We start from the raw sequence: 25,656 nt of genomic DNA, 5'->3' as shown, positions 1-25,656 counted from the left end.
GCTTACCCGTCTGAGGAGGAGTTTTTCGTGTTGATTATATGGGCATCTGCGGCCTGGACGGCCGCAACGGAGCCCCCAGGGGTGTGTTTATGGCGTCCCATATAATCGACACGGAACAACTCCGGGTTGCAAAGCTGAGTTTCGATGGTAATCAGGCAAATATTTTCAAGATACCACTCAAAGCAATTTAAACGTTCACTCCTGGCAACCTCCCATATTCCTCCTACTGAACAATCCTATTTAAAAAATTGATTTGTTTCCAGCGAATGATAATGGTATTCACAAACGACTTTTAATTAATAGCTACTGGGAAACAAAAAAATGCAAAGCTCTCTCTGTAAACAGACCGAAGAACTTTCTTCTTTTCCAAAAAAGGATATCACTGAACGCAGAGATATCTCCCTTATCACCTGTCCTATTTTTCGTGATGAACTTGAAAGTGTTCTTGCCGAATTGAATCTAAGTCCACATATCGACTACATGCATTATACCATCCACAACAATCCCCACACAATGGAGGAGCAATTGCAGGAAGGTATCGACAGAGCCATCAAAAACGGGGACAGAGTTCGCTTTCTCGTAGGTAAACATTGTAAGGGAAAACGGAATATAGCTGATGTTGTTGAAGACTGTGGAGGAAAGATTCCTCACGCAAGAAACTGTATTGATATGCTGATTGGTGATGACCTTGCCAAAGAATTACAAAAGAACCGCACCTCTCTTATGACTCCTGCCTGGATCAGGATGATTAATCAGTCCATTCAGGATGGTCAATGGTCTGTTACCGACGCTCGCCTGAATCTTGGCTGGTATAACAAGATTATTATTCTAGACACGGGGATGGATTCCTTAAGCGATGAACAGATTATGGAATTTTACGATCTGATCCAGGTGGAAATTGATATTTTACCTGTGAAGTTAACCCACTTTAAAAAATTACTCTTGAAACTCCTCAAAGAATAACAACACATTCCATCATTATAGTCCTTTGTGTAAGAATTTTTCTCCTGATTCACTCAAGCCCATTCCCGCCCCCTTCACTCATCCTCCTATCCAATAAAGTGACTCAACAAAAATAAATTCACTTCCACATGTGTAACACACTGTGGTATACTACAGTTGTCAGGAAATCAACCTGACAAATCATTCCACAAAATCAGGGCCAGAATACCGTGGGAAATGAAACTTAAACTGATCCGGAGTCACATACCTTGCTCACCCCGCAGACTGCTCCCAACCATTCCCCCACATCGGAAACCCACCACGGCGGCACCTGGGAGCAACTTTTCAACGCTATCCAGGATCCTGTAATTGTTGTAAGCCCCGATGGCACCATTATTGAGGCAAACAATGCAACGCTGCTCGCTGCAAAGAAAGAGAGAAAAGAGGTGGTTGGCAAGGGGATCTGTAAGATTGTTCATGGTGGCAGATGGCCGCATATCAAATGCCCCCTGGAAGAATTTCTCAAGACCTGTTCTCCAAAAGTTGAAGAGACTCGACTTCCCGGACTCTTCGGTGAATATTCCTTTACCATTTCCCCGGTTAAAGAGCCCGATGGAACAATAGATAAAATCATGCTCATCGCCAGGGAACTCTCCGGGGATGAAAGCCGCCGAGTTGACTCCATACGTACTGCCAAACTGGCAGCCATTGGTGAACTTGCTGCGGGCGTTGCCCATGAGATCAACAACCCCATCACGGGCATCATCAATTTTGCTCAAATACTGCTGGATAACTACAAGCTTGATGCCACCGGAGAAAGTATCATACATAAAATTATCCATGAAGGTGATCGGATAGCCTCAATCACCCACAACCTGCTCTCTTTTTCACGGGCAGACGGTCGTGACCAGGGACCCGTCAATCCTGTGGAAGTAATCAGAGAAAGTCTTACGCTGGTGCGGCATCAACTGAGCAAGGATGGTATCAGGATAGTAACAGACTTTCCAAAAAAAGACTTTTTCATCATTGCCGATTTCAGACAACTGCAGCAGGTTATTCTTAACCTTATCAGCAACAGCCGCTACGCCTTAAACGCCCGATACCCTTCCCCCAATCCACAAAAGAAGATTGAAATCACTTGTGAGAAAAAAAAGAAGGGACAATCCTGTGTGTACTTCATAACCATTAAAGATTATGGAACCGGTCTGCCTCAATCCCTTCTGGAGCGCCTCTTCGAACCGTTCTTCACCACGAAACCTCCTGGTGAGGGCACAGGACTCGGACTCAGCATCAGCTATGGAATCATAAAAGACCATGGAGGTGACCTGCGGGTGAACTCCATACTCGACCAATTCACAGAAATGATCATTGAACTTCCAGCAGGGATCTGAATTTATGGAGCACGACTTATATTCTGCCCACATCCTTATTGTCGACGATGAAGAGTCTATCCGCCAGACATTCGAAATTTTTCTTACCTCTGAAGGGTATCAATTTGTCAACACCGTAGCAACTTTTGATCAAGCCATTGAAGCAATTAAAAACACCACATATGACCTTATTATCAGTGACATTGTGCTGATAGGTCCCTGCGGAACAGACCTTCTAAAGAAAACCAGGGAACTGAACATAAAATGTCCTGTGGTGATGATAACAGGATTCCCTAACCTTGAAACAGCTACTGAATCCGTCAGACACGGCGCCTTTGATTACATTTCCAAACCTGTAAACAAGAATACCCTGCTGCGTTTTACCCGCCAGGCACTTCTGCACTGGTCTCTTGAAAATAAAGCTGAAGGACTGCTTCGGGAAAATGAAAAATTCCGTCGTTACCTTGAGACAATTTTTCGCTCGGTCAGCGATGCAATTATAACGATAGACGCCAATATGCAGATTGTACAACTCAATGAAACAGCAGAACAATGGCTCAAGGATAAAGGGGCGGAGGGACTTTATGATCTCGATCAGTTCCCAGAAGAAGTCGGTATGGCCTGTCTCAATGATGCCCGCAAAGTTCTTCAGGACGGCACTGAAGTGAGAAAACATCTTATTGAGTGCCATACTGCCGATGACTCCACAAAGATCATCAGCTTAAATGCCTCACCGTTGCGTGGCGAAGATGATGAATTTCAGGGCGTTGTTATTGTAGCAAGGGATATGAGTCTCGAAGAACCAAGAGAAATCAATGAAATCCGGAACCGATTTCATGGCTGTGTTGGCTCCAGTAGGGCCATGCAGGAAGTTTACAAAATGATCGAAAACATCGGTAAGGTCGATACCGCCGTCCTCATTACAGGTGAATCCGGAACCGGAAAAGAACTAGCTGCCGAGGCCCTTCATGCCGAAAGTTCACGACGTGACAAACCTCTTATCAAGGTAGACTGCGTCTCCGTAAACGAAAATTTACTTGAAAGCGAGCTTTTCGGCCATCGTAAGGGTGCTTTTACCGGAGCCGACCGAGACAGAGAGGGCATGCTGCTTCAAGCTGATGGAGGAACGCTCTTCCTTGATGAAATTGGAGATATCTCGCCGCGGAACCAGTTACTCCTTCTCCGTTTTCTCCAGGAAAAAACGTTCACCCCGGTGGGCCAGGATACGCCTTTAAAGGTGGATGTGAGGATTATCGCTGCCACTAATGTTGACTTTCAAAAAATGGTCTCCGAAGGAAAATTCAGGGAAGACTTATATTACCGCCTCAAGGTTATCGAAGTAAGACTGCCTCCCCTGCGCGAAAGAATCAATGGTATCCCACTGCTTGCTACCCATTTCCTGACAATTTTCAGAAAACAGCTTAACAAAAAAATTGCGACTATTTCCGACCAGGCGCTTGAATGCATGGCCAGTTACCAATGGCCTGGAAATGTCCGGGAACTAAGACATGTCATGGAAAGGGCATGTGTACTTTGTGATGGGCCCATGCTCCTGGTACAACATCTCCCCGACGAACTCCAGAATCCCCCCAAAAAAGAAACAGTATTGCAAAGTTCCCCTCCATTCCCTCATCACCATGACCATCCCGTTGAACTCTTCTCCATCAGCCCCCATTATCAACGGGAAGATGAAAAAATCATCAATGCTCTCAAGCAGGTAAATGGAAACAAAGTAAAGGCAGCAAAACTTCTTGGAGTAGCCCGCTCCACCCTCTACAGACAAATGCAGCGTTATAATATAGAAGAATAGTCTACACCATCATCCGTCCTTCTCTCCTCTCTTAGCACCAATGCATCCTTTACCCTAACTATTTGAGATTTTATCTCATTTCCAATAAGGGACACAACGGGACATTTCCGGGACAGTTGTGGGACATCGGCGGGACACCCCTGGTACACATTTGGGACACCACCAGTAATGTCTTTCCTGGCACACAATTATGCACCACATTGTGGCACATTATTTATCCCTTTAATATCGAGAATTTACCCCACAACGAAGTCTTTCTTTCCCGTTTCTCTCATAACTCTGGCACGGAGCATGCAACTAGAGAGGCAGAACAGAACATCCCCCTCACACCATCAAAGGAGACCCCATGAGTGAAGCGACACTGACAAAACAAAAAGGCCAGGCCAGGACTCATGAACAAACAACAACAAGCGCCTCCGCTGAAATTGACAAAGTGATCCTTGGCAGCGTTGCAGCCTTTACAGGCGTTGTTGCATTATGGAGTGTCGCATGTCTTATGAGTGCCATGTTCCAGGCCGGTGGCCCCCTGCAACTTGTTGGAAGCTACTTTAAAGCACTGGCAGGAATGTAACGATACTTTTCAAACACATCAATGAGAGGAAAGAAAAATGGATGACACAGTACTTACTAAACAAAAAAGTAAATCAACGGTTCAAGACAGTACGACGAGTTCAGTTTCCACCGAAATAGACAAGGTTATTATCGGAAGTATAGCAGCATTTGCAGGGGTTGTTGGACTCTGGAGCATCGCCTGTCTTGCCAGTGCAATGTTTCAGGCAGGTGGCCCCCTGCAGCTCGCTGGAGGCTGGCTCAAAGCTGTAAGTGGTATGTAAGATCTTCAGGAATGGAAATAAAAACCAATGAGGGAATAGAAGTAAAAGATATGCCGCAGGGGGTTTTCACCCCTGCGGATGTGTCTACAGTGAAGTCCTCATTTTAACCACCTGTGATAAAAAGGCTAACATGGATGGTCAACGGTAAGGCAACATAGCTACCTTTCATTACCGACACTATTTCGAGGTTCACCTGCTCCCCTCAGGAAAAGCCCACGCAGTTAAAACTCTATCAGCTGGTGCTTTTCCATATTCTTTTATGGCAACCTAAAGGACTCTGCTATATGGCTCTTCTTGTCCGCAACATGCTTATCTGCTTTCTCTTTGCCGGCCTGGCCATGTTTATGGCACTACTCTGGTTTATTGAACACAGACATCCCAGCCAGGATTACAGCGAAGTCATAGAGCATTTAAATAACGATCAGATCGTAAAACTCGAGTTTACCGGTAATAAAGTTGCATTCACCAATCGAGAGGATCACACTTTTGTGACAACGGTGCCGGATGTCAGTAAATTTCTGGAAAGAATCCAAGGTAAAAACATTCGCGTTATTGTAAAAGCAGACAGGTTTACCATTATTTACGTAACAATTCTTTCTGTTTTTGTGGTTCTCCTGATCATGGCGACATGGTGGTCATCAAACCGTACTAAAAAAGAAGAAGAAAGCAAATTTGCCAGTGAAAAGCTGATCAGCCTCAACGGCAAGGATCTAAATCTAACCTTCAAGGACATAGCCGGGATTCCAGAGGCAAAAGAAGAACTCGAAGAGATCGTTTCCTTTCTCAAATATCCGGAAAATTTCAAAAAGATTGGTGCAACCATTCCCAAGGGAATCCTGCTTCAGGGGCCCCCAGGCACGGGTAAGACCATGCTTGCAAAAGCAGTTGCAGGTGAGGCAAAGGTGCCGTTCTACAGTTTCAGCGGTTCCGATTTTGTTGAGATGTTTGTCGGCGTCGGCGCCTCACGAGTGAGGGATCTCTTCAAAGAAGCAAAGAAGAACACTCCGTGTATTGTTTTCATCGATGAGATTGACGCTGTTGGAGCGAGTAGAACAGGTGGTGCCTCGGCAGGAGGCCAGGAAGAACGGGGCCAGACACTGAATGCCCTGCTCGTTGAGATGGATGGATTCAACACAGAAGATACCATTGTCGTACTTGCTGCCACAAACAGACCCGACATCCTGGATTCTGCACTGAAACGTCCCGGTCGTTTTGATCGTCAAATCAATATTCTGGCTCCAGATGTGAAGGGAAGACTGAAGATTCTCGAGGTGTATGGAAACAAGGTTGCCCTGCACCCGGAAGTCAATCTAGAAGATACCGCCAAGGCAACCTCCGGCTTCACCGGTGCTGAACTCGCTAACCTGGTAAATGAAGCTGCACTTATGGCCGCCAGAAAAGGCAATGATCAGATAATTAATGAAGACTTTGAAAGGGCTCGTGATCGTATCCTTATGGGAATTGAACGTAAGGGACTGGTGATGAGTGAAGAAGACCGGAAGATATTGGCCTTTCATGAAGCAGGGCATGGAATTCTTGCAAGCAAGCTTCCAAAATCCGACCCACTCCACAAAATCACCATCGTCCCACGAGGCATGGCCCTGGGCCAGACACAACAACTGCCAATCAGTGACCACCCTGCCTATTCAAAGGAGTACCTTCGTACTAAGATCATAGTACTTATGGGCGGACGTGCAGCCGAAGAACTTATATTCAAAGAGCAGACCACAGGCGCTCAGGGAGATCTTCTGACAGCCACTCAAATTGCCACCGATATGATATGCAAATGGGGCATGAGCAATACCCTGGGACCACAGGCCTATGCCGTGGAAAGCGGTGGGTTCCTTGGCGGCGCAGGAAGTCGTCTTATAATGGGTGTGGAAACAACAAAACGAATTGACAAAGAAGTCAACGAACTCCTGACAGGCTGCTATGAAGAGGCCGTCCGAATATTGAAACAGGAACAGTGTCTTCTAAAAAATCTTGCTGAGATTCTCCTTCAGGTAGAGACGCTGGACGGAGAGGAATTTGAGATCATAGTCGAATGCAGCTTGAAAAAGGAGGCTGCAGCCGTAGCAAATCCAGAACAAAGCTGTAGCACCTGCACAGTTAAGGAAAACTGCAGTCAGCCCCAAAATCTCCGGGAAACAAATGCGATCGCTGCGTAGCTTAAGCACAGCCGCCTTTCTTGGGACAGCACTGCTCCTTGCCATGCTCATAATTACTGGCTATTCCCAGAACCGTCTTATGGGTACCTACAATTCCATCGTAGAGGACAGTGAGAAAACCATTTTCCTCTACTCAACTATTCGCGAACAGGCCACCGAAGGTCTTCTCTCCGAAAATTCCACCCAGCTCCTTGCTGCCGCCCGGGAAGTTGAGCAACTCAACACACGATATATTGCCTTACTGGATAACCGTCTTATCCCGGCACAATATAAACTCTCTTTTTTAAAGAAAATTGATCTTGAAGAAATCTCCATCCACCTCAAGAAAAGCGCTGAAACCACCGCAGACAGGACACTTGCCCTGAAGACTCTCGGCCTCCTTCGTCAGATTAACAGTCAATTTCTTCAGTTTGATCGGATTGTCGTCGGAGAAATGAAAAACAGGATCATGTATTATCAAAAAAAAGCTCTGGTCCTTATGGGATTAATCATCTTCCTGACGACTTTCACCCTGATTATTCTTTACAAAAAGTCAGTTCAACCTCTTATTTTTCTTTCGAAACAAAGCCACCAGGCCCTGACGGACAAAACCCGGATTCACCTCAAGAATGAGCACAAAAACAGTGTCGAAGTTCAGAATATAATCCACTCTTTCAATCAACTGCTCCTGACAGCAGAAGGTACCGAGCAAGCCCCTGTTGTCCCCAGCAGAAGAGAAACCGAGTTTTCTGCCATTGTAAATGAAGTCACAAATAGACTGAACGGTATCATAAATTATTCACAACTGCTGGCAGATTACTGCGAGGCTGAACAAGTTGGAGGAGAACAAAAAAAGATACTCTATAAAATCATAGAAAATGGTGAAAAAAGCGCGGCTATTTTACAGAAAAGCTTAAATGGAGGAGAGATATGAGCGATCAGCAACAGAACAACGGAGACGGGAAAGGAGATCAGGAACTGGGTGCCTGGGAACGTTTACTCGGCTGTACCTGGAAAACCCCACTCGGATTTTTGGGAGTGGGACTGACAACCGTATCCATCACCCTGATCATATTAGGTCTCATCGGCCATCTCACTGGATTAATAGCCAATCACTATTTTGCTATTTTTACCTTTCTTTTTTTACCGGCAATGATGCTGTTTGGCCTCTGCCTTATCCCGCTCTCCTGCTATTTTCGACGCAAAAAATGGTTTAAAGACAGCCTCATTAACACGGAACATCTGAAAATAGACCTTGCTGATAAGGAGCACAGAAAGGGTATTTTACTTTTTATTGTTCTCTCAGTAGTCAACATCACTGTTCTGATTCTGGTTGCCTATGAGGGATACCACTTTACCGATTCATCCTACTTCTGTGGCGTTGTCTGCCATCAGGTTATGGATCCAGAATACACGGCCTATCAGAGGTCACCACATGCAAAAGTATCCTGCGTTTCCTGTCATATCGGCCCCGGAGCAAACTGGTATGTCCAAGCCAAGCTTTCAGGACTGCGTCAGGTAAAGGCAGTTATCGATGGGGATTTCAATAGACCAATTCCTGCTCCCGTTGAGCATCTGCGACCTGCACGGGACACCTGTGAATCATGCCACTGGCCAGAAAAGTTCCACGGTAAGAGAGTTAAAGAATTTATCAGTTTCACTAATGACAATCAGACCGATGCAGATACCCAGGAAATATCCCTGCATATCGGTGGGCGCAACCCTATAACTTCCGAATTTGAAGGTATTCACTGGCATGTCAGTCACGACATAAAGGTTGAATATCAGGCTCTTGACGAGAAACGTACCAAAATTGGAAAAATAAAGGTTACCAGACCCGGTGGAGTGACAGAGGAATATTCAATCGCTGATGAAGTGCCCGAAGAGGGAGTGGCACTTAAATGGCGAACCATGGATTGTATCGACTGTCATAATCGTCCCACCCACGTCTATGATGGCCTCGAAGAAGTAATAGACTTTGGTCTCCACTCCAGGAAAATAAACCCTGAAATAGCAGGAATTCGTGAGGACAGTATGAGTGTTCTCAAAACAGAATATTCCAGCAGGGATGAAGCAGCGGAAAAAATCGTTGAAGACCTGCTCGAACATGTTGCAAAACGTCATGGAAACGAATTCGTAGCAGAACATGAAAAGGAGATAGTTGTATCAGGTTCCTTTCTGCTTGAAGCATATCTGAACAATGTGTGGCCAAAAATGAAAGTCACCTGGGGAACATACCGGCAACATCTTGGACATCAATATGCAGATGACGGCTATGGTTGCTTCCGCTGCCATGATGATGAACATGAAACGAAGTTTGGCAAAATCATCGGACAGGACTGTAACATGTGCCACGATGAGCCTTAAACAATAACTTGAGATAGTTGACTTCCAAGGGGATCGAATGAAGATTACGAATCTAAAAAATTTAAAAAATGAAGGCACAGAGAATCTTCCCTCAAAAGAGAGGCGCTGTTTTCTGCAACTTGGACTCTCCATCACGGGTGTATTTTTAGGAGGAACAATTCTCTCTTTGACTTCGGCCCATAATGCAACGGGAGCCCTTAGCGGCGGGAAAATACTGACAACCAAGTCTCCCTACAGCCCGCACTACACAATGGTTATCAGAGAAAAGCATTGTATCGGCTGCGAAAAATGCATGGAAGCGTGTCGCAGCACCAACAAAGTCCCTGATGATGGCTTCCGCACAACAGTACTTGAACGCAGTGTCCCGGTAGCACCCGATCATAGGGAGCGCGTCTTTATGCCAATCCTTTGCAATCACTGCAACAATGCCCCCTGTGTACGAGTCTGTCCAACCAGAGCCACCTACAAAGATACGGTAAACGGCATTGTCCAGATGAATACCGACAAGTGTATTGGCTGCAAGACCTGTATGACGGCATGTCCCTACAATGCCAGGTATTTTGATGAAGCCATCAGAGCGGTTGATAAGTGTAACTTCTGCTACAACAGCAAACTCAAGGAGAGCAACGGTAAAACAACAGCATGCGCCTCGGCCTGTCCCGCAAATGTCAGAGTTTTCGGAGATCTCACCGATCCGACAAGCCATGCCTACAAACTGATCCATACATCTGGGAAAGTGTTCTGGGTACTGCGTCCTGAATTGGACACCCTGCCAAATGTCTTTTACGTGGAGAGCTGACACAGACAAAAAAACGTACCAGCAACTGAACCCTAACAGACAGGAAAAGCATGATGACAATCGAGCAAAATTTTGATTCAAAACCTTCACTACTCGGCACTTCTGAACTCCTTTTTACAGGACTCACGCTACTCAGTATAATAGGCCTTTCTTTTGGCCTCCACTCGTTGCTGGTTGGACATCACCATACCTTTGGAACGACAAGAGAAGTGCCATGGGGCATTCTTATCACTCCTTACGTATTCTTTGCCTGCCTCTCCACTGGACTATGTATCATTTCCTCTCTGGGACAGGTCTTTAGAATAGAAATTTTTCAACCTATTATTCCACGAACCGTCTTCCTGTCTCTCGCCACCATGGCCACAGGTCTTATGTGTATCACTCTGGAACTGGAGAACCCCTGGCGGGTAGGTCTGAATGCACTCTCATCCCCACATCCTGCCTCGAATATATGGTGGAAGACCACCATATACAGCCTCTTCCTGATCTTTATGCTCTTTAACTTTCTCGCCCTACTGGTAAAAAATGAAAAAATGGCGAGATTTTTTGCCATAATCGCCTTTATCACGGTGACCATGGGAAATCTAAACATGAAATCCGACATGGCTCTTCTTGGCGAAAGAGGCTTCTGGAATGAGAACTACATGCCTCTCTATTTCCTCTCCCTCTCAACGCTTTGTGGTTGCGCAGCGGTGATCCTGTTCACCTGGGCCGCCAAACTTCTGAAAGGAAAGCCCATGAACCGGGCCGAAGAACTCGCCATTCAAAGTACGGGAAGACTGTTTATGGTCCTTCTCCTGGCAATTGCCTATTTCACCGGCATTAAGGTTATGGGTGGTTTTTTTCCTGAATTCACAAAAAATCCTGAGGCTATGTATAACTTGGTTCAGGGCAATTTCTTTTTGAATTTCTGGATAGGCGAGGTGGGACTGGCTGTTGTACTGCCATTGATTCTTATTGGTGTTGCCGGAGTACAAAACAGAACCACGATGGCCATTGCCAGCATATCCTGTCTTGTTGGTTCATTTGTTCTCTTTTATGATCTGGTAATAGTTGGCCAACTGATCCCCCATTACTATCAGTATAATGTGGTTGATCTCCCCCAATACTACCCATACAGCCCCAGTCTCCATGAAATCATGATCACCACTGGAGCAATATTCTTTTTTCTGGCGGCATTTATATTTGGTGAGATAGTACTGAAGAAGATGAAGATAAAAAGCTGAACAGGAATACTGCAGAGATTCAGTGGGTGTCTGTTATCGTGTTTTTCTCAGAACGCGCTTATCGCCCACTCGAATAGTAAGCTTCATACGATCAAAGTATTCAAGAAGAGGAATGGAGAACTTCCGTGTCAGCCCCGTGAGATTTTTAAAGCGCGGGGCATCGATCTCCCCTTCATTTTCGATAAAAGCTGTCATTTTCTCGCGTAATGCATCAATGGCAGCAGCGTCATAATAAAGGCTTTCGCTGACTTTCACCAGTTTACCTTCTCTCAGCAAAATCCCAAAGACCTCTTTCACCAGCGATTCCGGATAATCATTGAACTGTTCCATGCTCTCCCGCATGGTTGGAGCGATTAAGCCTTTTTCCCGATACCAGTGCTCAAGATCCTCCTGTAATTTCTTCTCATCAGCCTGTAGAGCAACCTGATGCGAGGCAAGTCGTACCACTGAATCTTCCAGAGCAACCAGTTCCTTCTTCTGCAGCTCCAGGAGACAGAAGTGAAAGACCTTCTGATCAACATTGGATCCAAGCCCTGAACGCAGTTCCTCCTTTGACAGACCTATCTGCAGTGGATTTGAACTATGATAGCGTCCAAGGTTTGTTAACACAACTTCTTCCACACCGTCACTGACACTTTTGGCAAGATAGCGCTGGCTGGAGGAATCCACCACCACAATTTTTCTCGATGATAAGGGAGTGGTAATTATTTTTTTCAGCTGTTTTCCAAAGATCCCAAGACGGACTGCGAGTTCATCAAACGTGAGTCCCGAGGTTCCACTTTCTCGTAGAAACAGCAGAATTTTCTCTTCTACGTCCTCACCACGCAATACAGTAAAACTCCGGATGTTCGCCTCTCGATCACGCTCGGTGACACGCTTGCGTTTCCGCGGAGGCATATTGCCAAGAACCTCGCCGCCACCTATGGTGCCGACGGGCGAATAGGAGCGAACCACATAGCGATCCCCGGGCCACACCGCAACAGCCTCTTCGAGTAGGATCTGTATACTGGCCGTATCTCCAGGCTGCAATAAATCACGGTCAAGGAGTGAAATTCTGCCCATGACCTCAGCTGTTCCCAGATGGATCCGAACCCGAGTCCGGTGTTTTAAAGGTTTTGTATTTGACGCAAGATAAAGGAATTCACAGTCCAGCATATAGCCTGGCAAGAGACTGCCGGGGGTAGCGGCAACCATTCCGCGAGCCACTGCAGCAGTATCCACACCCTGGAGATTTATGGCAGTACGATGCCCGGCTTCCACGGTTTCAACCTCCGCGGAATGTACCTGGATACCACGTACTTTAGAAACCATATCAGTGGGATAAAAACAGAGTTCCTCTCCAATGGCAACGCGTCCAGACATGGAGGTTCCGGTAATCACAGCCCCGAAACCTTTCATGGCAAATATACGATCAACGGGAAGACGAAAAGGTCCATGCACCTCTTTAAATTGCTGTCCTGCAACGAATGTATTGAGAAGCCCACGTATCTCGTCTATCCCCTCGCCGGTGGTGGAAGAGACGTGGACGAGAGGCGCATCCTCAAGAAAACTGTCTTTACAGTATTCCCGTACCTCCTCGGTGACCATCTCCAGCCACTCTTCATCCACCATGTCTTTTTTGGTAATGACGATGATCCCCTGTTTCACTCCTAACAGACGACAGATTTCAAAATGTTCCTCTGTCTGCGGCATAATCCCTTCATCTGCTGCAATGATAAAAGCAACAAGATCCATGCCAGAGACTCCGGACACCATGTTTTTTACGAATTTTTCATGGCCAGGTACATCCACAATTCCCAGGCGATGGCCACAGGGAAGGTCAAGGTAGGCAAACCCCAGTTCAATAGTAATCCCACGCTTTTTTTCCTCCTTGAGACGATCGGTCTCAATACCGGTAAGCGCACGAACAAAACTGGTTTTGCCATGATCAACATGACCTGCTGTACCTAGGACTATTTCACGCATAAGGAATTGTTGGTTATTGAATAATCAGCTCAAATAAGGATTAGATCGGGCCTCTTCTTCGATGGTTGAACGAGACCCACCATAACCATGTCCCGGCCAGACAACTGTTTCCGGTGGTAGGCTAAGCAGTCTTCCCTTGATGGCCCTGATCAGCTCATCATGAGAGCCACCGGGAAAATCAGTTCTTCCGATACCGCCAACAAACAGAGAATCTCCAGTGATCAGATCCGGAGCACAGTAGAGACAGATCCCGCCAGGGGTGTGTCCAGGAGTATGGATAACAAGAAGTTCTTCCTCACCAACAGTGATCACGTCACCATCCTTCACGGTACGATCCGCAGGAGGAGACGGTTCAAGGCCAAGCATGGAAAAATAATTCTGCACTTCAGGTTTACTGAAAAACGCAGAATCAGCTTCGTGCATGATAATATCGGCGCCACTTGCCTCTTTAAGTATTCGATTGCCGCACACATGATCAGGATGACCATGGGTGGCAATAATACTATCGATGGTAAGTCCGGCCTTCTTTACTTCTTCGAGGATAGTATCCTCATCGCCGCCGGGATCAATCACAGCACACAGGGAAGTTTTGGAGCAGCCGACAATATAGCAGCACACTCCCATCGAACCAACGGTAATTTGTTTTAAGAACATATATTCAGGAAAAGAGAAGTTAAAGGCTGAAGACTGAAGAGAAACAACTCAAAGCACTGAGAATCTCTTTCAAGTCCTTTACCAGTAGTATACCCAGAGGGAAACGTTCAGCAGTGCCTCACATGTGTTCGATCCCCTTTCCCATAATAGTTTTCGCTGTATGGAAAAGGAAGATCGGGCACAGGTGGTGCTGACAAATATTTTACCGCATATCAGCAATCACAGGTATTTGGATTGCATCCCCCACTGCCACAACCACAATCCGAAGAACCAGAATCAGTAGAAGCCATGTTCAGGGTTACGGGGGCGGCAACTGGAGGCAGACGCAGCTCAACAGCATCAATTATCTTGGCAAAAGCCGCAGTTGCGGGACTCTTGGCATCGGATGAAAGATAGGGAACACCATCATCTCCAGCGATAACAACCTTCGGATCCATGGGAACAGCACCAAGGAAAGGCAAATCAAATTCACGGGAAAGCTCCTCCCCGCCGCCAGTCTTAAAGATATTCACGGTAGTGTTACATTCAGGACAGACAAATCCTGACATGTTTTCTATAATACCAGTCACATCCATTTCAACTGTCTTACAAAAATTGAGCGATTTCCGGACATCGGCCAGGGCAACCTTCTGGGGGGTTGTAACAACTATAGCCTTCACGTGAGGAATCGTTTGAGCAACGGAAAGGGGTTCATCACCGGTTCCTGGAGGAGCATCCACGATGAGGTAATCTAATTCACCCCAATCCATATCAGCGACGAACTGACGAATAGCCTGAATTTTCAAGGGACCGCGCCAGATGATAGCCTCGTCCCGATTTTTCATCATATATTCAAGGGAAACCACCTTAAGGTTATCATTGTACTGAAGGGGAGCAACGAGATCATTGGGATTCTTTGGCGCCTCAAGGCTTCCCTTAAGATTAAGCATCCGAATAACATCCGGGCCATGAAGATCAACATCCATCAACCCAACTTTATGACCTCTTGCTGCAAGACCGAGTGCCAGATTGACCGAGACGGTGGACTTACCTACCCCACCCTTTCCACTCATTACAAGAATTTTATTTTTGATCTTCCCAAGAGATCGGGTAATGGCATTGTCCTGCTGCGCCATTTTAGCTTGTTGGGATTCTTTGGTATTGCTACCGCAAGAACTGCTTGAACAGGAACTACTTGATCCACATGAACTAGACATAACATTCTCCTCATACAATATATAAACGTTTATAAAACAGAATTATCTGTTATTTTCCAGCCGCAAACAGTCGCGCCACAGCTAATGAACTGATCACTCAGGCGGCTCACAACCAAGGCATACACTAATGCTGTTCTCCGGAAAAGCAAATATTTTCCATCTCCCAAATTAGAATAGTAAAATGGCAGCAAACAGTGTCTGTTTTTATTGCTTTCTTCTTGATCTAGCCGTAGTATGGAAAGTTTTTCATGTATATGTTTCACAATTCAACTCGTTCTTAACAGGGATTCCATAAATGCTAGGTTGGTTCAAAAAGAAATTTTCAAAAAATGATGAGGCTGCCACACTAAAAGAAAAAGAGAAAGGAATAGTCTCGGATACCGTTCTGTCCTCCCCGGAGTGTCTGCCATCTGTCACAGAACCCAAAAAGTCAGACAGCGCCACAGAAGGAGTTAAAAAGGAGGAAGCATCTGGATTAGGAACGATGTTTCAGCGCCTCTCCACACGCCTCAGCAAGACCAAAGAGTCACTTGTCCACCGGATGGACACTCTCTTTCTCGGCAGAAAGGAGATCGATGCTGACCTCTTTGACGAGCTCGAAGAAATCCTGATCACTGCGGATCTCGGTATCAACACCACCATGGAACTCCTTGATGATGCCAGAAGAAACGTAAAGCGCAACGCACTCTCTGACCCGCAGGAATTGAAAATCGTACTTAAAGAAAAGTTACGCTCTTTTCTCATGGAGTCCGACCAGCCGGCGGAACTTGTCAGGCCAGAATCGGGACCTTTTGTGATCATGGTTGTCGGGGTGAATGGCGTTGGAAAAACCACAACGATTGGTAAAATCACCAAAAAGTTCAAACAGGCCGGTCAGTCTGTTCTACTTGTTGCTGCAGACACCTTTCGCGCCGCCGCCGTAGCCCAATTGAAGATCTGGGGAGAGCGTAACGACGTCACCGTTGTCCACCAGCAGGAAGGAGCTGACCCATCGGCCGTAGCCTTTGACGCCATAGATCTTGCCGTGGCAAAAGAATACGACGTGGTTATTGTGGACACTGCAGGACGCCTCCACACCCAGGTCAACCTTATGGAAGAGTTGAAAAAAATAAAACGGGTCATGGGGAAACGGCTTGAAGGTGCCCCGCATGAAATTCTGCTGGTGCTCGATGCCACAACAGGCCAGAATGCAGTTTCCCAGGCAAAGCTTTTTAATGATGCCGTTGGGATCACCGGCCTTGCACTCACCAAACTTGATGGCACGGCCAAGGGTGGCATTGTTGCCTGTATTTGCCGCGAGCTTTCAATCCCCATCCGTTTTATCGGTATTGGAGAGCAGATCGATGACCTCCGCGACTTTAATCCCGATGACTTTATCAATGCCCTTTTTGGTGACGAAACCCACAACCACTAATATTTATATAATTTTCCAATACCATGCAATACCAACGACGTGAACAACCAGGGTGCGGAGGGTGCCTTCTTGTCCTGCTTCTTTTCATACTTCTTACCAGTGGCTTCTCGGGGCTATTTAACTTTCTTGGTTTTCTCCTCTACTCCGGCATTGTAGCTGTTCTGATATTTATTGGTATTTTCTGGGGATTCAGTTACTGGATTAAAAGCAAGGTTTCCACATACGAATCGTCTCAGACGGAGAGCCATAATCGATTTGTATGGCTCCTGGTTCAAATTCTCATCAGCATTGCCAAGATTGATGGTACTGTAACCAAAGAAGAAATCTCCACCATTCAGCGTTTTTTCCAGCAGAATCTCCGGTATGATCAAACCAGGATGTACTGGGTCAAAGATCTTATTAGAGAGGCCGTTGACTCAACACAATCCATGGAATCCCTGCTTCTGGAATTCCGCAATACCTTTGCCTACGAACCGCGCCTCATTCTTCTTGAACTCATTTATCAGGTGCTCTATACCAAGACACAGGTACCCGAGGCAGAATTGAAGGTAGCCCGGGATATTGCTGATTATCTGCAAATCAAGGAATATGACAAAAGAACCATCGAGGCAAAATACAAGTATGGCAGACAGCAGCAGAGCAGTTCAGGAAGGGGGGGCTCCACGGATCATTATTATGCGGTACTGGGACTCAGTCCCGGTGCAGACAAGGATGCCATCAAAAAGGCGTACAGGAAACTCAGCATGAAATATCATCCGGATAAGGTGAACCACCTGGGCCAGGAATTCCGTGCTGTAGCCGAAGAAAAAATGAAAGAAATCAATGCTGCATATGATTTCCTGAAGAAAGAATAAAAGCTTATCAAGAGACATATTAAGGAGTAAAATAAATGACTATTTCAACAAAAATGCGTGGCTTTGCCGAAAAATCATCCTGGATTCGTAAGATGTTTGAAGAAGGCGCCAAGATGAAGGCCAAATACGGAGCCGAAAATGTTTTTGACTTCAGCCTCGGTAACCCCGACGTCCCGCCACCGCCTGAGTACAACAGGGTTATTCAGGAAATCGTTAAAGACGAAACACCCATGGTTCATGCCTATATGCCAAACGGCGGCTACCCGTGGGTACGTGAAGCACTTGCCGGAAAAATGTCCCAGGAGCAGGGCATAGATGTCTTCCATGGCGATATGCTTATGACCTGTGGAGCTGCTGGTGCCTTAAATGTGGTGATGAAAGCTCTACTCAATCCCGGGGAGGAAGTGATCCTTCTCGCTCCCTACTTTGTGGAATACAATTTCTACGTTGACAACCATGGCGGAGTAAGCAAGGTTGTCCAGACCGATGCTGAGTTTAATCTTGATATGGCAGCCATTGAAGCCGCTATCACTGAAAACACAAAAGTTGTAATCACCAACTCTCCCAACAACCCTACCGGTCAAATCTACTCCCAGGAGTCCTTAAACAAACTCGGCGCACTGCTGGACAAGAAAGGTGCGGAGCTGAAGACCACCATTTATCTGATCGCCGATGAGCCCTACCGCAAAATCATCTTTGACGATAATGTGGTGGGCAGCGTCTTTCAGGCGACAAAGAATTCCATCGTACTCTCTTCCTACTCCAAGGATCTCTCTCTTCCAGGCGAGAGGATTGGATACCTGGCTGTACACCCCGACATCGCTGACAAAGCTGCCCTTCTCGATGCCATGACCCTTGCCAATCGTATTCTTGGTTTTGTCAACGCCCCTGCTCTTATGCAGCGCGTTGTTGCAGAACTTCAGGATGCAAGTGTCGACAACTCCATCTATGTCAAGCGACGTGAAACCTTCTGTAAGCTTTTAAGTGACGCCGGATATGACTTCATTCCACCCAAGGGTGCCTTCTATGTCTTTCCAAAAGCACCTATTGCAGATGATGTGAAATTCTGTGCAATTCTTCAGGAAGAAAAAATCCTCGCCGTTCCTGGTCAGGGATTTGGAGCACCCGGTTACTTCAGACTGGCCTTTTGCGTCGGTGACGACGTTATAGCAGGATCCGCTGCTGCATTTCAGAGAGCCATGGACAAGGCCAAGGCCCTGTAACGCTATAACTCGATTTTCCGTTTTGTGGTAATATGTCTCTTTACTACATAAACAGGGTTCGTTATATACCTGTATCAGGCTGAAGGTGAAAAAAAAATACTCTTATCAACCCTTCAGCCTTTTGCCTAACTACCTTGAACAAAAGCCCATGACAACTTTAACACTCATCACCTTCGGTGCTGCCATGTTTCTCCTGGCAGCATCCCCAGGACCTGGCGTCTTTGCTACGGTGGCACGTGCCCTCTCCAATGGCTTTGCCCATGCTGCTATCCTAGTACTTGGCATTGTCACAGGAGACCTTATATTCCTGCTACTCGCTGTCTATGGCCTTTCCGCCATGGCTGAAATACTTGGTAGCTTTTTTGTCTTTGTAAAATATGGTGGCGGGCTTTACCTGATCTGGCTGGGAATCAAAATATGGCGTTCTGCGCCGGAACCAGTTTCCATAGAAGGCATTAAAGAACTGTCGTGGAAAAAGAATTTTGGTAGCGGACTGATTATCACCCTTGCAAATCCAAAGGTCATTCTCTTTTACCTCGGTTTTCTTCCCACCTTTGTTGATCTTGCCAGCCTCAGTCATCTTGACATTCTGGCAATCAGCATCGTGGTTACCACAGTCCTTGGAAGCGTTCTTCTCTGCTACGCCTGGACAGCTGCGCGAGCCGGACAACTCTTTAAAAGTGCAAAAGCTCTTAAGATGACCAACAGATGTGCAGGAGGCGTAATGATTACAGCAGGCTGTGCTATTTTACTAAAAGATTGAGAAACGCCTCCTTTTTTTACCCAGACAAAAAACCATCATGCGAAGAAAAGAAAAAGAGATTACAGACCACGCTGAACTCCTTGCGATTATAGCAAAAGCGAAAATCTGCAGACTTGCCATGGTGGATGGAGACACACCTTATGTAATTCCGCTCTCCTTTGGCTACCATGACAATGTACTCTATTTCCACGGTGCCAAAGAGGGAAAAAAGATCAATCTGATTACAACCAACCCGAATGTCTGTTTTGAGTTTGACCATCTCATTGAAACGGTTGCAGCCGAAAAAGCATGCAGTTGGAGTATGAAGTTTCAGTCCATTGTAGGATTTGGCAAGGCTTCTCTAGTGGAAAATAACGAGGCGAAAAAATTTGCCCTTGCTATCATCATGGCACAGTACAGTGACAAGCAATTTGACTTCCCAGACAAAATGGTACAGGCAACTGCTGTTATCAAGGTCTCAATAGAAAGTATTTCAGGCAAACAATCACTACCCACCCAGTAGTCACAAGCTCTGTTATGAACATTTTTATGTTCCTCCCAAGCATTCCCAGCCAGTATGTTTTACGAAGCATCCAACTTGCATTCAGCCTGCTCCTTATCCTGTTTTCCTTTCCGGCCATGGCTGCAACACCTCTTAGTGTAGACCTTACCGGACTCGAAGCCCCCTTTCGGCAAAATGTCCTCCTTTTTCTCGATATCAACAAAATGAAAAATGACGAGGATCTCACCCCGCGTTGGATCAAGAAGCTACACCAGCAGGCGCCGCAGGAAATTCGTGAAGCCCTGCAACCCTTTGGCTATTATATTCCAGAGATTCGCTCGGCGTTGATCGAAGAAGATGGTCAATGGTTCGCCACCTACAGAGTAGACAAGGGAGAACCTGTTGTCATAACAGGTAGAGACGTACAATGGTTTGGTGAAGGAATGAACCATCCGGCACTCCAGCAGAGCATAAAGGATTACCTTAGAAAGGCAGGGAAAACCCTGATCCATGCAGAGTATGAAGCAGCAAAGAATACTTTTATGAACATAGCCTTTTCCAATGGATATCCAAAGGCAAGATTCATAACAAGTGAATGGCTGGTTGATCTTGATAGCAACACTGCAAAATTAACTCTTCACATGGATACCGGTCCTCTGTATTACTTTGGAAATATCACTTTTCTGCAGGATTTTCTTAATCCAGACCTGCTCACAAAATACATCACCATGGAAAAGGGAACCCCCTATTCCTATGAGGCCCTGCTGGAATTTCAGCAGAATCTGATTGCAAGTAATTACGCCAGAGAAGTAACCATTACCCCACGTTACGAAGAATCACTGGATCAACAATTACCTTTGACTGTGATTATGAAACCGATTGCCCCACATAAATTTACATTTGGGGTCGGCTATGATTCCGACACAGGAATTCGTGGATCCGCACGCTGGGACGACAGATTACTCAATCGTTACGGCCACCACTCGGAGCTTTCTGTCAAACTTGCCTGGACAGAAAGCATCATTCGGGCTCAGTATAATATCCCGGTTGTAAAACCTCTCACTGACAGATGGGTATCGACAGCCAGTTATGAATTTGACCAGACTCCCGACACAAGCAGTGCCACCCTTGAAATGGAAACAGCATTCGTACGAAGAAACCTTGCCGACACACTTCTTTACAAAGGCTTCGTCCTCGCTTCAAGCGAACAGTTCAGTGTTGAAGGTGAGCCCGACGAAAACACTGCTCTCTACAGTCTTGGTGGAACCTTTCGTTTTTCAGATACAGAAGAATCTATTTTCCCTCAATACGGCGACTATCTGTTTATAGATCTTCGCGGTGCCTCAGAAGCACTTCTTTCCGACACATCCTATGCCCGTCTTCACATGAAGGGAAGGTACATGGTGGGATTAGGCAAAAATGGCCGTATCGACACACAAATTGAGATAGGCACAACCTGGGTTGAAGACTTCGACATGTACCCGGCCACCCTCAGGTTTTTTGCCGGTGGAGACACTTCTGTCCGTGGATATTCATACGAATCACTGGGGCCGAAGAATGCTAATGGTGTCAGCGTCGGTGGTAAAAATGTAGTAACAGGGAGCCTGGAGTATGATCATCGAGTCTCCCAGTCCTGGGTATTAGCAGGATTTGTAGATGCAGGAAATGCTTACAATGACAAACTTGGGGACGCATATGTCGGTGCAGGGGTCGGGTTGCGCTGGCTGGCACCCTTTGGTTCGCTGCGTATCGATATTGCATATCCGGTAAGTGAAAGTCCTGAATTAAATGATTGGCGATTTCATATTGGTTTTGGAGCAACATTGTGAAAAAATGGCTCCCTGGCGCAGCGATTGCCTTCTTCGGACTCGTGTCCCTTCTGTTTACAGCTGCGTTCTTTCTGCTTGGCACCGAAAGCGGAACTCAATTTCTTATTGTTCAGGCTGAGAAACTGCTCGATGAAAATCTGCAGATAGGGACTGCCAGAGGCAGGATTCTTGATCGCCTGGAACTTGCTGATATCAGGTTCAGCAGTTCCACAGGTGTTGCTCAGATCAGACATCTGGTACTGGACTGGAAGAGTACAGACCTGTTCAGACTCCACCTTCACATTTTGGAAATTTTAGCAGACGATGTTTCCTACGAAGCGACTCCCCAGAACAGCCAGGTAAACCAGCGAGAAAGTGGCCCTGGAACACTGCCGGAAATCGCCCTGCCCATCAGGCTCAGCATTGAAAAACTTGCCCTGAACAACTTCACTTTCTTATCCGCCCCGGACACGGAAGCACTTTCTATTGACAAGGCAGCCCTTAAACTGGCATGGGACGAAGACACCATACAGATCGAGACACTTAATGTTACCACGGACATGGCATCCATTCAGATACGGGGGAAAATACATCCCAACGCCAATTACCCCCTGCAGCTCACAACTGATGTTACGACCCTAAGTCAAGCGATTCCAACCATAACAATAAAAGGGAGCCTTAGTGGTGATCTGGAGGAATTGCAGATAGTGGAAGAAATCAGTGGCGACATCAGTGCCAATCTGGATATAACCGTGAAAGAGATCCTTTCTGATCCCGGCTGGCATGGAAAGCTCACGATCGCTGAACTTATCCCGGCAGCTTTCGCTCCGGATATCCCGGGAAGAGTGACGGGAAAACTCACCACAAGCGGGACACTCAAGCAGACAGAACTTGCCTCAACGCTTAGCATACGTGATAAAACAGCAGCTGAAGTCAACTGGGACGCAGACATAAACGTTCAGGTAAATCTTGAAAGTCTCACACTTGACATCAAACAATTCACCCTGAAACAACCAGAAAACGAAGCTATTCTCGATATCACAGGAATCGCTGACATTGGACAAAACTTCTTCGATTTACTGCTGCACTGGCAGGAGCTGCAATGGCCCGTTCACGGAGCTGCAGACTATGGCTCTCCCAAGGGTGAAGCTACCCTCAAAGGAACTATTGATTCCTATCATATAGTTCTTGATGGCCTGCTTACCGGCAATGACCTTCCAGCGAGCACGGTCAACCTGAACGCGCAAGGTTCCGCAGACAATCTCAAGAACCTGCAGCTCACTCTTGGCCTTTTGGGGGGCGAAGTTGTTCTCCAGGGTGATGTTGCGTGGGGACCAGATATCAAATGGAACCTGAAAATAAAAGGCACACAGATCAATCCCGGAATCTACTACCCAGACTGGCCTGGGAGACTCAACTGGTTGATAGGATCGAACGGTTTTATTGAAGAGGATGGCGTTAGTAGTAATATCATAATCGACAGTCTGAATGGCAGGTTACGGGAACTCCCCATCACCGGAACGGGAGGTATCACAGTAAAGCCAAATGATATCCGCATTGAGGATTTAAATCTGGCATCCGGCAGCGCAACAATCACTGCCTCTGGCAACCTCGGTGAACAATCCAATCTGCAGTGGAAAGCAGATATCGCAGATTTTTCAGACCTCCTGCCAGACAGCTCCGGACAAATCAAAGCCTCCGGGACGATACGGAAGAGCATGACAGAACCACAGATTGACATCGCGCTTTCTGGAAACTCCATTACCTACACCGATTTAACCCTGGATACTATTCAAGCAGATGTGGATCTCGATTTAAGCTGGACCAACCCCTTTTCTTTCACTTTCAACGCAGGCGGCCTCAAATCGGGATATAGCCTGATTAACGCCTTTTATTTACAGGGAAAAGGCAACAGAGAAGAGCACACAGTTCAAATCAAAGCAGACCATGATATGGCGGATATCAGCCTTACCCTCAGCGGAGGCTACAGTGACGATAAATGGCGTGGACTGCTCGATACATTTTCGATTCTTTCCACGGAACTCGGTAATTGGCAGATGCAGGAGCCTACAACAATTTCCGCCTCTGTGACTGCTGCTTCGCTTGCCCCTCTCTGTCTCAGAAGAGACAATTCAGATCTCTGTATTGAGGGAATGTGGAATTCTGAAAACAAAGATACCAGTGGAAACTTACGAATAAATAAAATTCCGCTTAACTGGCTTTCCCCATGGTTCCCCGAGACTCTGGAGAGCCTGACGGGTCTCTTTTCTGCCCAGGCCACGGTCACCATGAAAGACAAACTCAAAGTTGATGCAACTGCGGCAATAACACCTGGAGAAATCTCCTATCAAACTGAGAAAGCGGAAGGGACGCTTCCCCATGAAGGATTAGCCCTCAAACTGAAGATCGTTGACGATGCCCTCGAGACAGACTTTCATATCAGTGCAAATTCGAATATCCTGAGTGGTCATATACAATCACCAAATCTTCTCCAGAAAGATATTGGAGGCAAGGCGAAGCTTCAGGGTACTCTCCTGGTTAATGCCAAACACTTCGAGCTGGTCGAAGCTCTGGTTCCCGATGTTAAAGGTTTAAGTGGAGCCATAGACCTCAATTTCACAATTCTCGGAACCGTCGAAGAACCTGACATTGATGGAAATGGACAACTTAGCATTAGCCACGTCCTTATTCCTGTGATAGGACTTGATCTCACGGACAGCAGTTTTGATCTTACAGCAGACAACAAAGAGATAACCCTTAAAGGAAGCCTCCAGTCCCCCGAGGGATCAATGCAGCTTGAAGGAAACGCAACTCTTGACAGCGAAAAGGGTTGGCCTGCACGTCTTACGCTTAAGGGCAACAACTTCAGACTGGTCAACCTGCCCGATATTACTATATTGCTTTCATCTGACATTCTTTTTGAAAAAAACAATGGCCTTGTGAGTCTCACCGGAGTAGCCAGCATTCCCAAAGCCGATATTTTACTGCGGGAATTACCACCTGGCAGCCTGTCAGCCTCTCCTGACGTGGTTATTCTTCAGGAACAACAAAAGGAGAATGAGGTAAAATCGCCATTTCGTATGCTGCTCAAAATTAGTCTTGAAGACAGGGTGCACTTTGTGGGACTTGGGTTTAACACCTACATCAATGGTCAAATAACCATCCTCTCCGAACCGGATGAACAGATGATCGGCAGTGGTGCTTTTTATATTGAACAGGGAAGTTTTCGGGCCTATGGTCAGGATCTTGATATAGAAACAGGGGTGATTTCTTTTGCCGGTGGCCCGTTAAGCCAGCCGGGCATAAATCTTCGAGCAACACGTACCGTCGGAGATGTTGTGGCGGGAATCTATGCCATCGGTCCACTGAAAAAACCCAGGTTGACCACCTTTTCCAACCCGCCGATGTCTGAAAGTCATGTAATATCTTACCTGCTCACCGGATCCTCGCCAGAGACATCAACGGGGACAAGACTCTCCATTGGCAGGCAGATCAACAGTAAACTTTCCGTTTCAGTGGGCACGGATGTGAAAACGGGTGAAAGTGAGTTTATAACCCGCTATCGCCTGAACCGCAATATTCATCTCCAGACCACAACCGGTACAAGCAGTAATGCCGGAGATATCTTCTACACCATTGAACTTGAAGATGCTGCTGTCGTACCTACACGCCTGTGGTGACCATTTGGTCATAAATCCAGACTGCCAGCTATTTGTTTACAGTCCCTTCAAGAGAGAAATACGGGTTATTCTCGTGGTCAAAAAAAAGGCAGAATCAACTTAATGATTCTGCCTTTTATAGCTT

The 25,656-nt window shown here is 46.4% G+C and carries 20 protein-coding genes; 17 read left to right on the top strand and 3 right to left on the bottom strand.

The annotated features are described in order from the left end of the window. Positions 1 to 321: 321 nt before the first annotated feature. The 10 genes from UWK_RS11015 to nrfD all read left to right on the top strand — a co-directional run bounded on the left by UWK_RS11015 (position 322) and on the right by nrfD (position 11,494). The gene (locus UWK_RS11015; RefSeq protein WP_015404445.1) at positions 322 to 963 is read left to right on the top strand and encodes a DUF1638 domain-containing protein; all 642 of its coding nucleotides are present in this window, start codon (positions 322 to 324) and stop codon (positions 961 to 963) included. Positions 964 to 1,211: 248 nt separating this feature from the next. Further along, entirely contained in the window at positions 1,212 to 2,333 is a 1,122-nt protein-coding gene (locus UWK_RS11010) for an ATP-binding protein (RefSeq protein WP_015404444.1), read from the top strand. Between the two features lie 4 nt (positions 2,334 to 2,337). Next, positions 2,338 to 4,122: a sigma-54-dependent Fis family transcriptional regulator gene (locus tag UWK_RS11005; RefSeq protein ID WP_015404443.1), complete on the top strand. Its 1,785-nt coding sequence runs from the start codon at positions 2,338 to 2,340 to the stop codon at positions 4,120 to 4,122. 346 nt (positions 4,123 to 4,468) lie between these two features. Further along, positions 4,469 to 4,693, top strand: a complete 225-nt coding sequence (locus UWK_RS11000; protein ID WP_015404442.1) for a hypothetical protein — start codon at positions 4,469 to 4,471, stop codon at positions 4,691 to 4,693. 37 nt (positions 4,694 to 4,730) lie between these two features. Next, a complete protein-coding gene (locus UWK_RS10995) occupies positions 4,731 to 4,955 on the top strand; it encodes a hypothetical protein (RefSeq protein WP_015404441.1) in 225 nt (74 codons plus the stop codon). Positions 4,956 to 5,239: 284 nt separating this feature from the next. Further along, the gene (gene ftsH, locus UWK_RS10990) at positions 5,240 to 7,123 is read left to right on the top strand and encodes an ATP-dependent zinc metalloprotease FtsH (RefSeq protein ID WP_015404440.1); all 1,884 of its coding nucleotides are present in this window, start codon (positions 5,240 to 5,242) and stop codon (positions 7,121 to 7,123) included. Beyond that, on the top strand, positions 7,107 to 8,036 hold the full coding sequence (locus tag UWK_RS10985; protein ID WP_015404439.1) for a hypothetical protein: 930 nt from the start codon (positions 7,107 to 7,109) through the stop codon (positions 8,034 to 8,036). Before ftsH ends, UWK_RS10985 begins: the two co-directional genes overlap by 17 nt. Continuing rightward, entirely contained in the window at positions 8,033 to 9,469 is a 1,437-nt protein-coding gene (locus UWK_RS10980) for a cytochrome c3 family protein (RefSeq protein ID WP_015404438.1), read from the top strand. Before UWK_RS10985 ends, UWK_RS10980 begins: the two co-directional genes overlap by 4 nt. A gap of 37 nt (positions 9,470 to 9,506) precedes the next feature. Next, positions 9,507 to 10,268 carry a 4Fe-4S dicluster domain-containing protein gene (locus UWK_RS10975; protein WP_015404437.1) on the top strand — a complete coding sequence of 254 codons (762 nt, stop codon included), beginning with the start codon at positions 9,507 to 9,509 and terminating at the stop codon, positions 10,266 to 10,268. Between the two features lie 50 nt (positions 10,269 to 10,318). Continuing rightward, positions 10,319 to 11,494, top strand: a complete 1,176-nt coding sequence (gene nrfD / locus UWK_RS10970; RefSeq protein WP_083907283.1) for an NrfD/PsrC family molybdoenzyme membrane anchor subunit — start codon at positions 10,319 to 10,321, stop codon at positions 11,492 to 11,494. A gap of 33 nt (positions 11,495 to 11,527) precedes the next feature. Here nrfD and selB read toward each other — a convergent pair whose 3' ends face one another. From selB to UWK_RS10955, 3 genes are all read right to left on the bottom strand, one after another. Then, entirely contained in the window at positions 11,528 to 13,459 is a 1,932-nt protein-coding gene (gene selB, locus UWK_RS10965) for a selenocysteine-specific translation elongation factor (protein WP_015404435.1), read from the bottom strand. A gap of 24 nt (positions 13,460 to 13,483) precedes the next feature. After that, positions 13,484 to 14,113: an MBL fold metallo-hydrolase gene (locus UWK_RS10960; RefSeq protein WP_015404434.1), complete on the bottom strand. Its 630-nt coding sequence runs from the start codon at positions 14,111 to 14,113 to the stop codon at positions 13,484 to 13,486. A gap of 212 nt (positions 14,114 to 14,325) precedes the next feature. After that, positions 14,326 to 15,309 carry an Mrp/NBP35 family ATP-binding protein gene (locus UWK_RS10955; RefSeq protein ID WP_015404433.1) on the bottom strand — a complete coding sequence of 328 codons (984 nt, stop codon included), beginning with the start codon at positions 15,307 to 15,309 and terminating at the stop codon, positions 14,326 to 14,328. 295 nt (positions 15,310 to 15,604) lie between these two features. Here UWK_RS10955 and ftsY point away from each other — a divergent pair, with 295 nt between their 5' ends. The 7 genes from ftsY (at position 15,605) to UWK_RS10920 (ending at position 25,532) form a co-directional block, all read left to right on the top strand. Next, complete coding sequence (ftsY, locus tag UWK_RS10950; protein ID WP_015404432.1) at positions 15,605 to 16,723, top strand: signal recognition particle-docking protein FtsY; 1,119 nt, start codon at positions 15,605 to 15,607, stop codon at positions 16,721 to 16,723. Between the two features lie 23 nt (positions 16,724 to 16,746). Further along, complete coding sequence (locus UWK_RS10945) at positions 16,747 to 17,577, top strand: DnaJ domain-containing protein (RefSeq protein WP_015404431.1); 831 nt, start codon at positions 16,747 to 16,749, stop codon at positions 17,575 to 17,577. 35 nt (positions 17,578 to 17,612) lie between these two features. After that, the gene (locus tag UWK_RS10940; protein ID WP_015404430.1) at positions 17,613 to 18,800 is read left to right on the top strand and encodes a pyridoxal phosphate-dependent aminotransferase; all 1,188 of its coding nucleotides are present in this window, start codon (positions 17,613 to 17,615) and stop codon (positions 18,798 to 18,800) included. Between the two features lie 148 nt (positions 18,801 to 18,948). Continuing rightward, on the top strand, positions 18,949 to 19,563 hold the full coding sequence (locus UWK_RS10935; RefSeq protein ID WP_015404429.1) for a LysE family translocator: 615 nt from the start codon (positions 18,949 to 18,951) through the stop codon (positions 19,561 to 19,563). Positions 19,564 to 19,600: 37 nt separating this feature from the next. Beyond that, positions 19,601 to 20,065 (top strand): pyridoxamine 5'-phosphate oxidase family protein, encoded by a 465-nt coding sequence (locus UWK_RS10930; RefSeq protein WP_015404428.1) that lies wholly within the window; start codon positions 19,601 to 19,603, stop codon positions 20,063 to 20,065. Positions 20,066 to 20,091: 26 nt separating this feature from the next. Then, a complete protein-coding gene (locus tag UWK_RS10925) occupies positions 20,092 to 21,873 on the top strand; it encodes an autotransporter assembly complex protein TamA (protein WP_167320742.1) in 1,782 nt (593 codons plus the stop codon). Continuing rightward, on the top strand, positions 21,870 to 25,532 hold the full coding sequence (locus UWK_RS10920) for a translocation/assembly module TamB domain-containing protein (RefSeq protein WP_015404426.1): 3,663 nt from the start codon (positions 21,870 to 21,872) through the stop codon (positions 25,530 to 25,532). The genes UWK_RS10925 and UWK_RS10920 overlap by 4 nt, the downstream gene beginning before the upstream one ends. Positions 25,533 to 25,656: the final 124 nt, after the last annotated feature.

It is taken from the genome of Desulfocapsa sulfexigens DSM 10523, from assembly GCF_000341395.1.
Lineage (GTDB): Bacteria > Desulfobacterota > Desulfobulbia > Desulfobulbales > Desulfocapsaceae > Desulfocapsa > Desulfocapsa sulfexigens.
The sequence above is the reverse complement of the archived record's forward strand: the minus strand, read 5'-3'. Positions and strand labels throughout refer to the sequence as shown.

Bases quoted from the DNA above. Each gene is read 5' to 3' on its own strand.
- UWK_RS11015 (WP_015404445.1), top strand. From the start codon at position 322: ATGCAAAGCTCTCTCTGTAAACAGACCGAAGAACTTTCTTCTTTTCCA.
- UWK_RS11005 (WP_015404443.1), top strand. From the start codon at position 2,338: ATGGAGCACGACTTATATTCTGCCCACATCCTTATTGTCGACGATGAA.
- UWK_RS11000 (WP_015404442.1), top strand. From the start codon at position 4,469: ATGAGTGAAGCGACACTGACAAAACAAAAAGGCCAGGCCAGGACTCAT.
- UWK_RS10995 (WP_015404441.1), top strand. From the start codon at position 4,731: ATGGATGACACAGTACTTACTAAACAAAAAAGTAAATCAACGGTTCAA.
- ftsH (WP_015404440.1), top strand. From the start codon at position 5,240: ATGGCTCTTCTTGTCCGCAACATGCTTATCTGCTTTCTCTTTGCCGGC.
- UWK_RS10985 (WP_015404439.1), top strand. From the start codon at position 7,107: ATGCGATCGCTGCGTAGCTTAAGCACAGCCGCCTTTCTTGGGACAGCA.
- UWK_RS10980 (WP_015404438.1), top strand. From the start codon at position 8,033: ATGAGCGATCAGCAACAGAACAACGGAGACGGGAAAGGAGATCAGGAA.
- UWK_RS10975 (WP_015404437.1), top strand. From the start codon at position 9,507: ATGAAGATTACGAATCTAAAAAATTTAAAAAATGAAGGCACAGAGAAT.
- nrfD (WP_083907283.1), top strand. From the start codon at position 10,319: ATGATGACAATCGAGCAAAATTTTGATTCAAAACCTTCACTACTCGGC.
- selB (WP_015404435.1), bottom strand. From the start codon at position 13,459: ATGCGTGAAATAGTCCTAGGTACAGCAGGTCATGTTGATCATGGCAAA.
- UWK_RS10960 (WP_015404434.1), bottom strand. From the start codon at position 14,113: ATGTTCTTAAAACAAATTACCGTTGGTTCGATGGGAGTGTGCTGCTAT.
- UWK_RS10955 (WP_015404433.1), bottom strand. From the start codon at position 15,309: ATGTCTAGTTCATGTGGATCAAGTAGTTCCTGTTCAAGCAGTTCTTGC.
- ftsY (WP_015404432.1), top strand. From the start codon at position 15,605: ATGCTAGGTTGGTTCAAAAAGAAATTTTCAAAAAATGATGAGGCTGCC.
- UWK_RS10945 (WP_015404431.1), top strand. From the start codon at position 16,747: ATGCAATACCAACGACGTGAACAACCAGGGTGCGGAGGGTGCCTTCTT.
- UWK_RS10940 (WP_015404430.1), top strand. From the start codon at position 17,613: ATGACTATTTCAACAAAAATGCGTGGCTTTGCCGAAAAATCATCCTGG.
- UWK_RS10935 (WP_015404429.1), top strand. From the start codon at position 18,949: ATGACAACTTTAACACTCATCACCTTCGGTGCTGCCATGTTTCTCCTG.
- UWK_RS10930 (WP_015404428.1), top strand. From the start codon at position 19,601: ATGCGAAGAAAAGAAAAAGAGATTACAGACCACGCTGAACTCCTTGCG.
- UWK_RS10925 (WP_167320742.1), top strand. From the start codon at position 20,092: ATGTTCCTCCCAAGCATTCCCAGCCAGTATGTTTTACGAAGCATCCAA.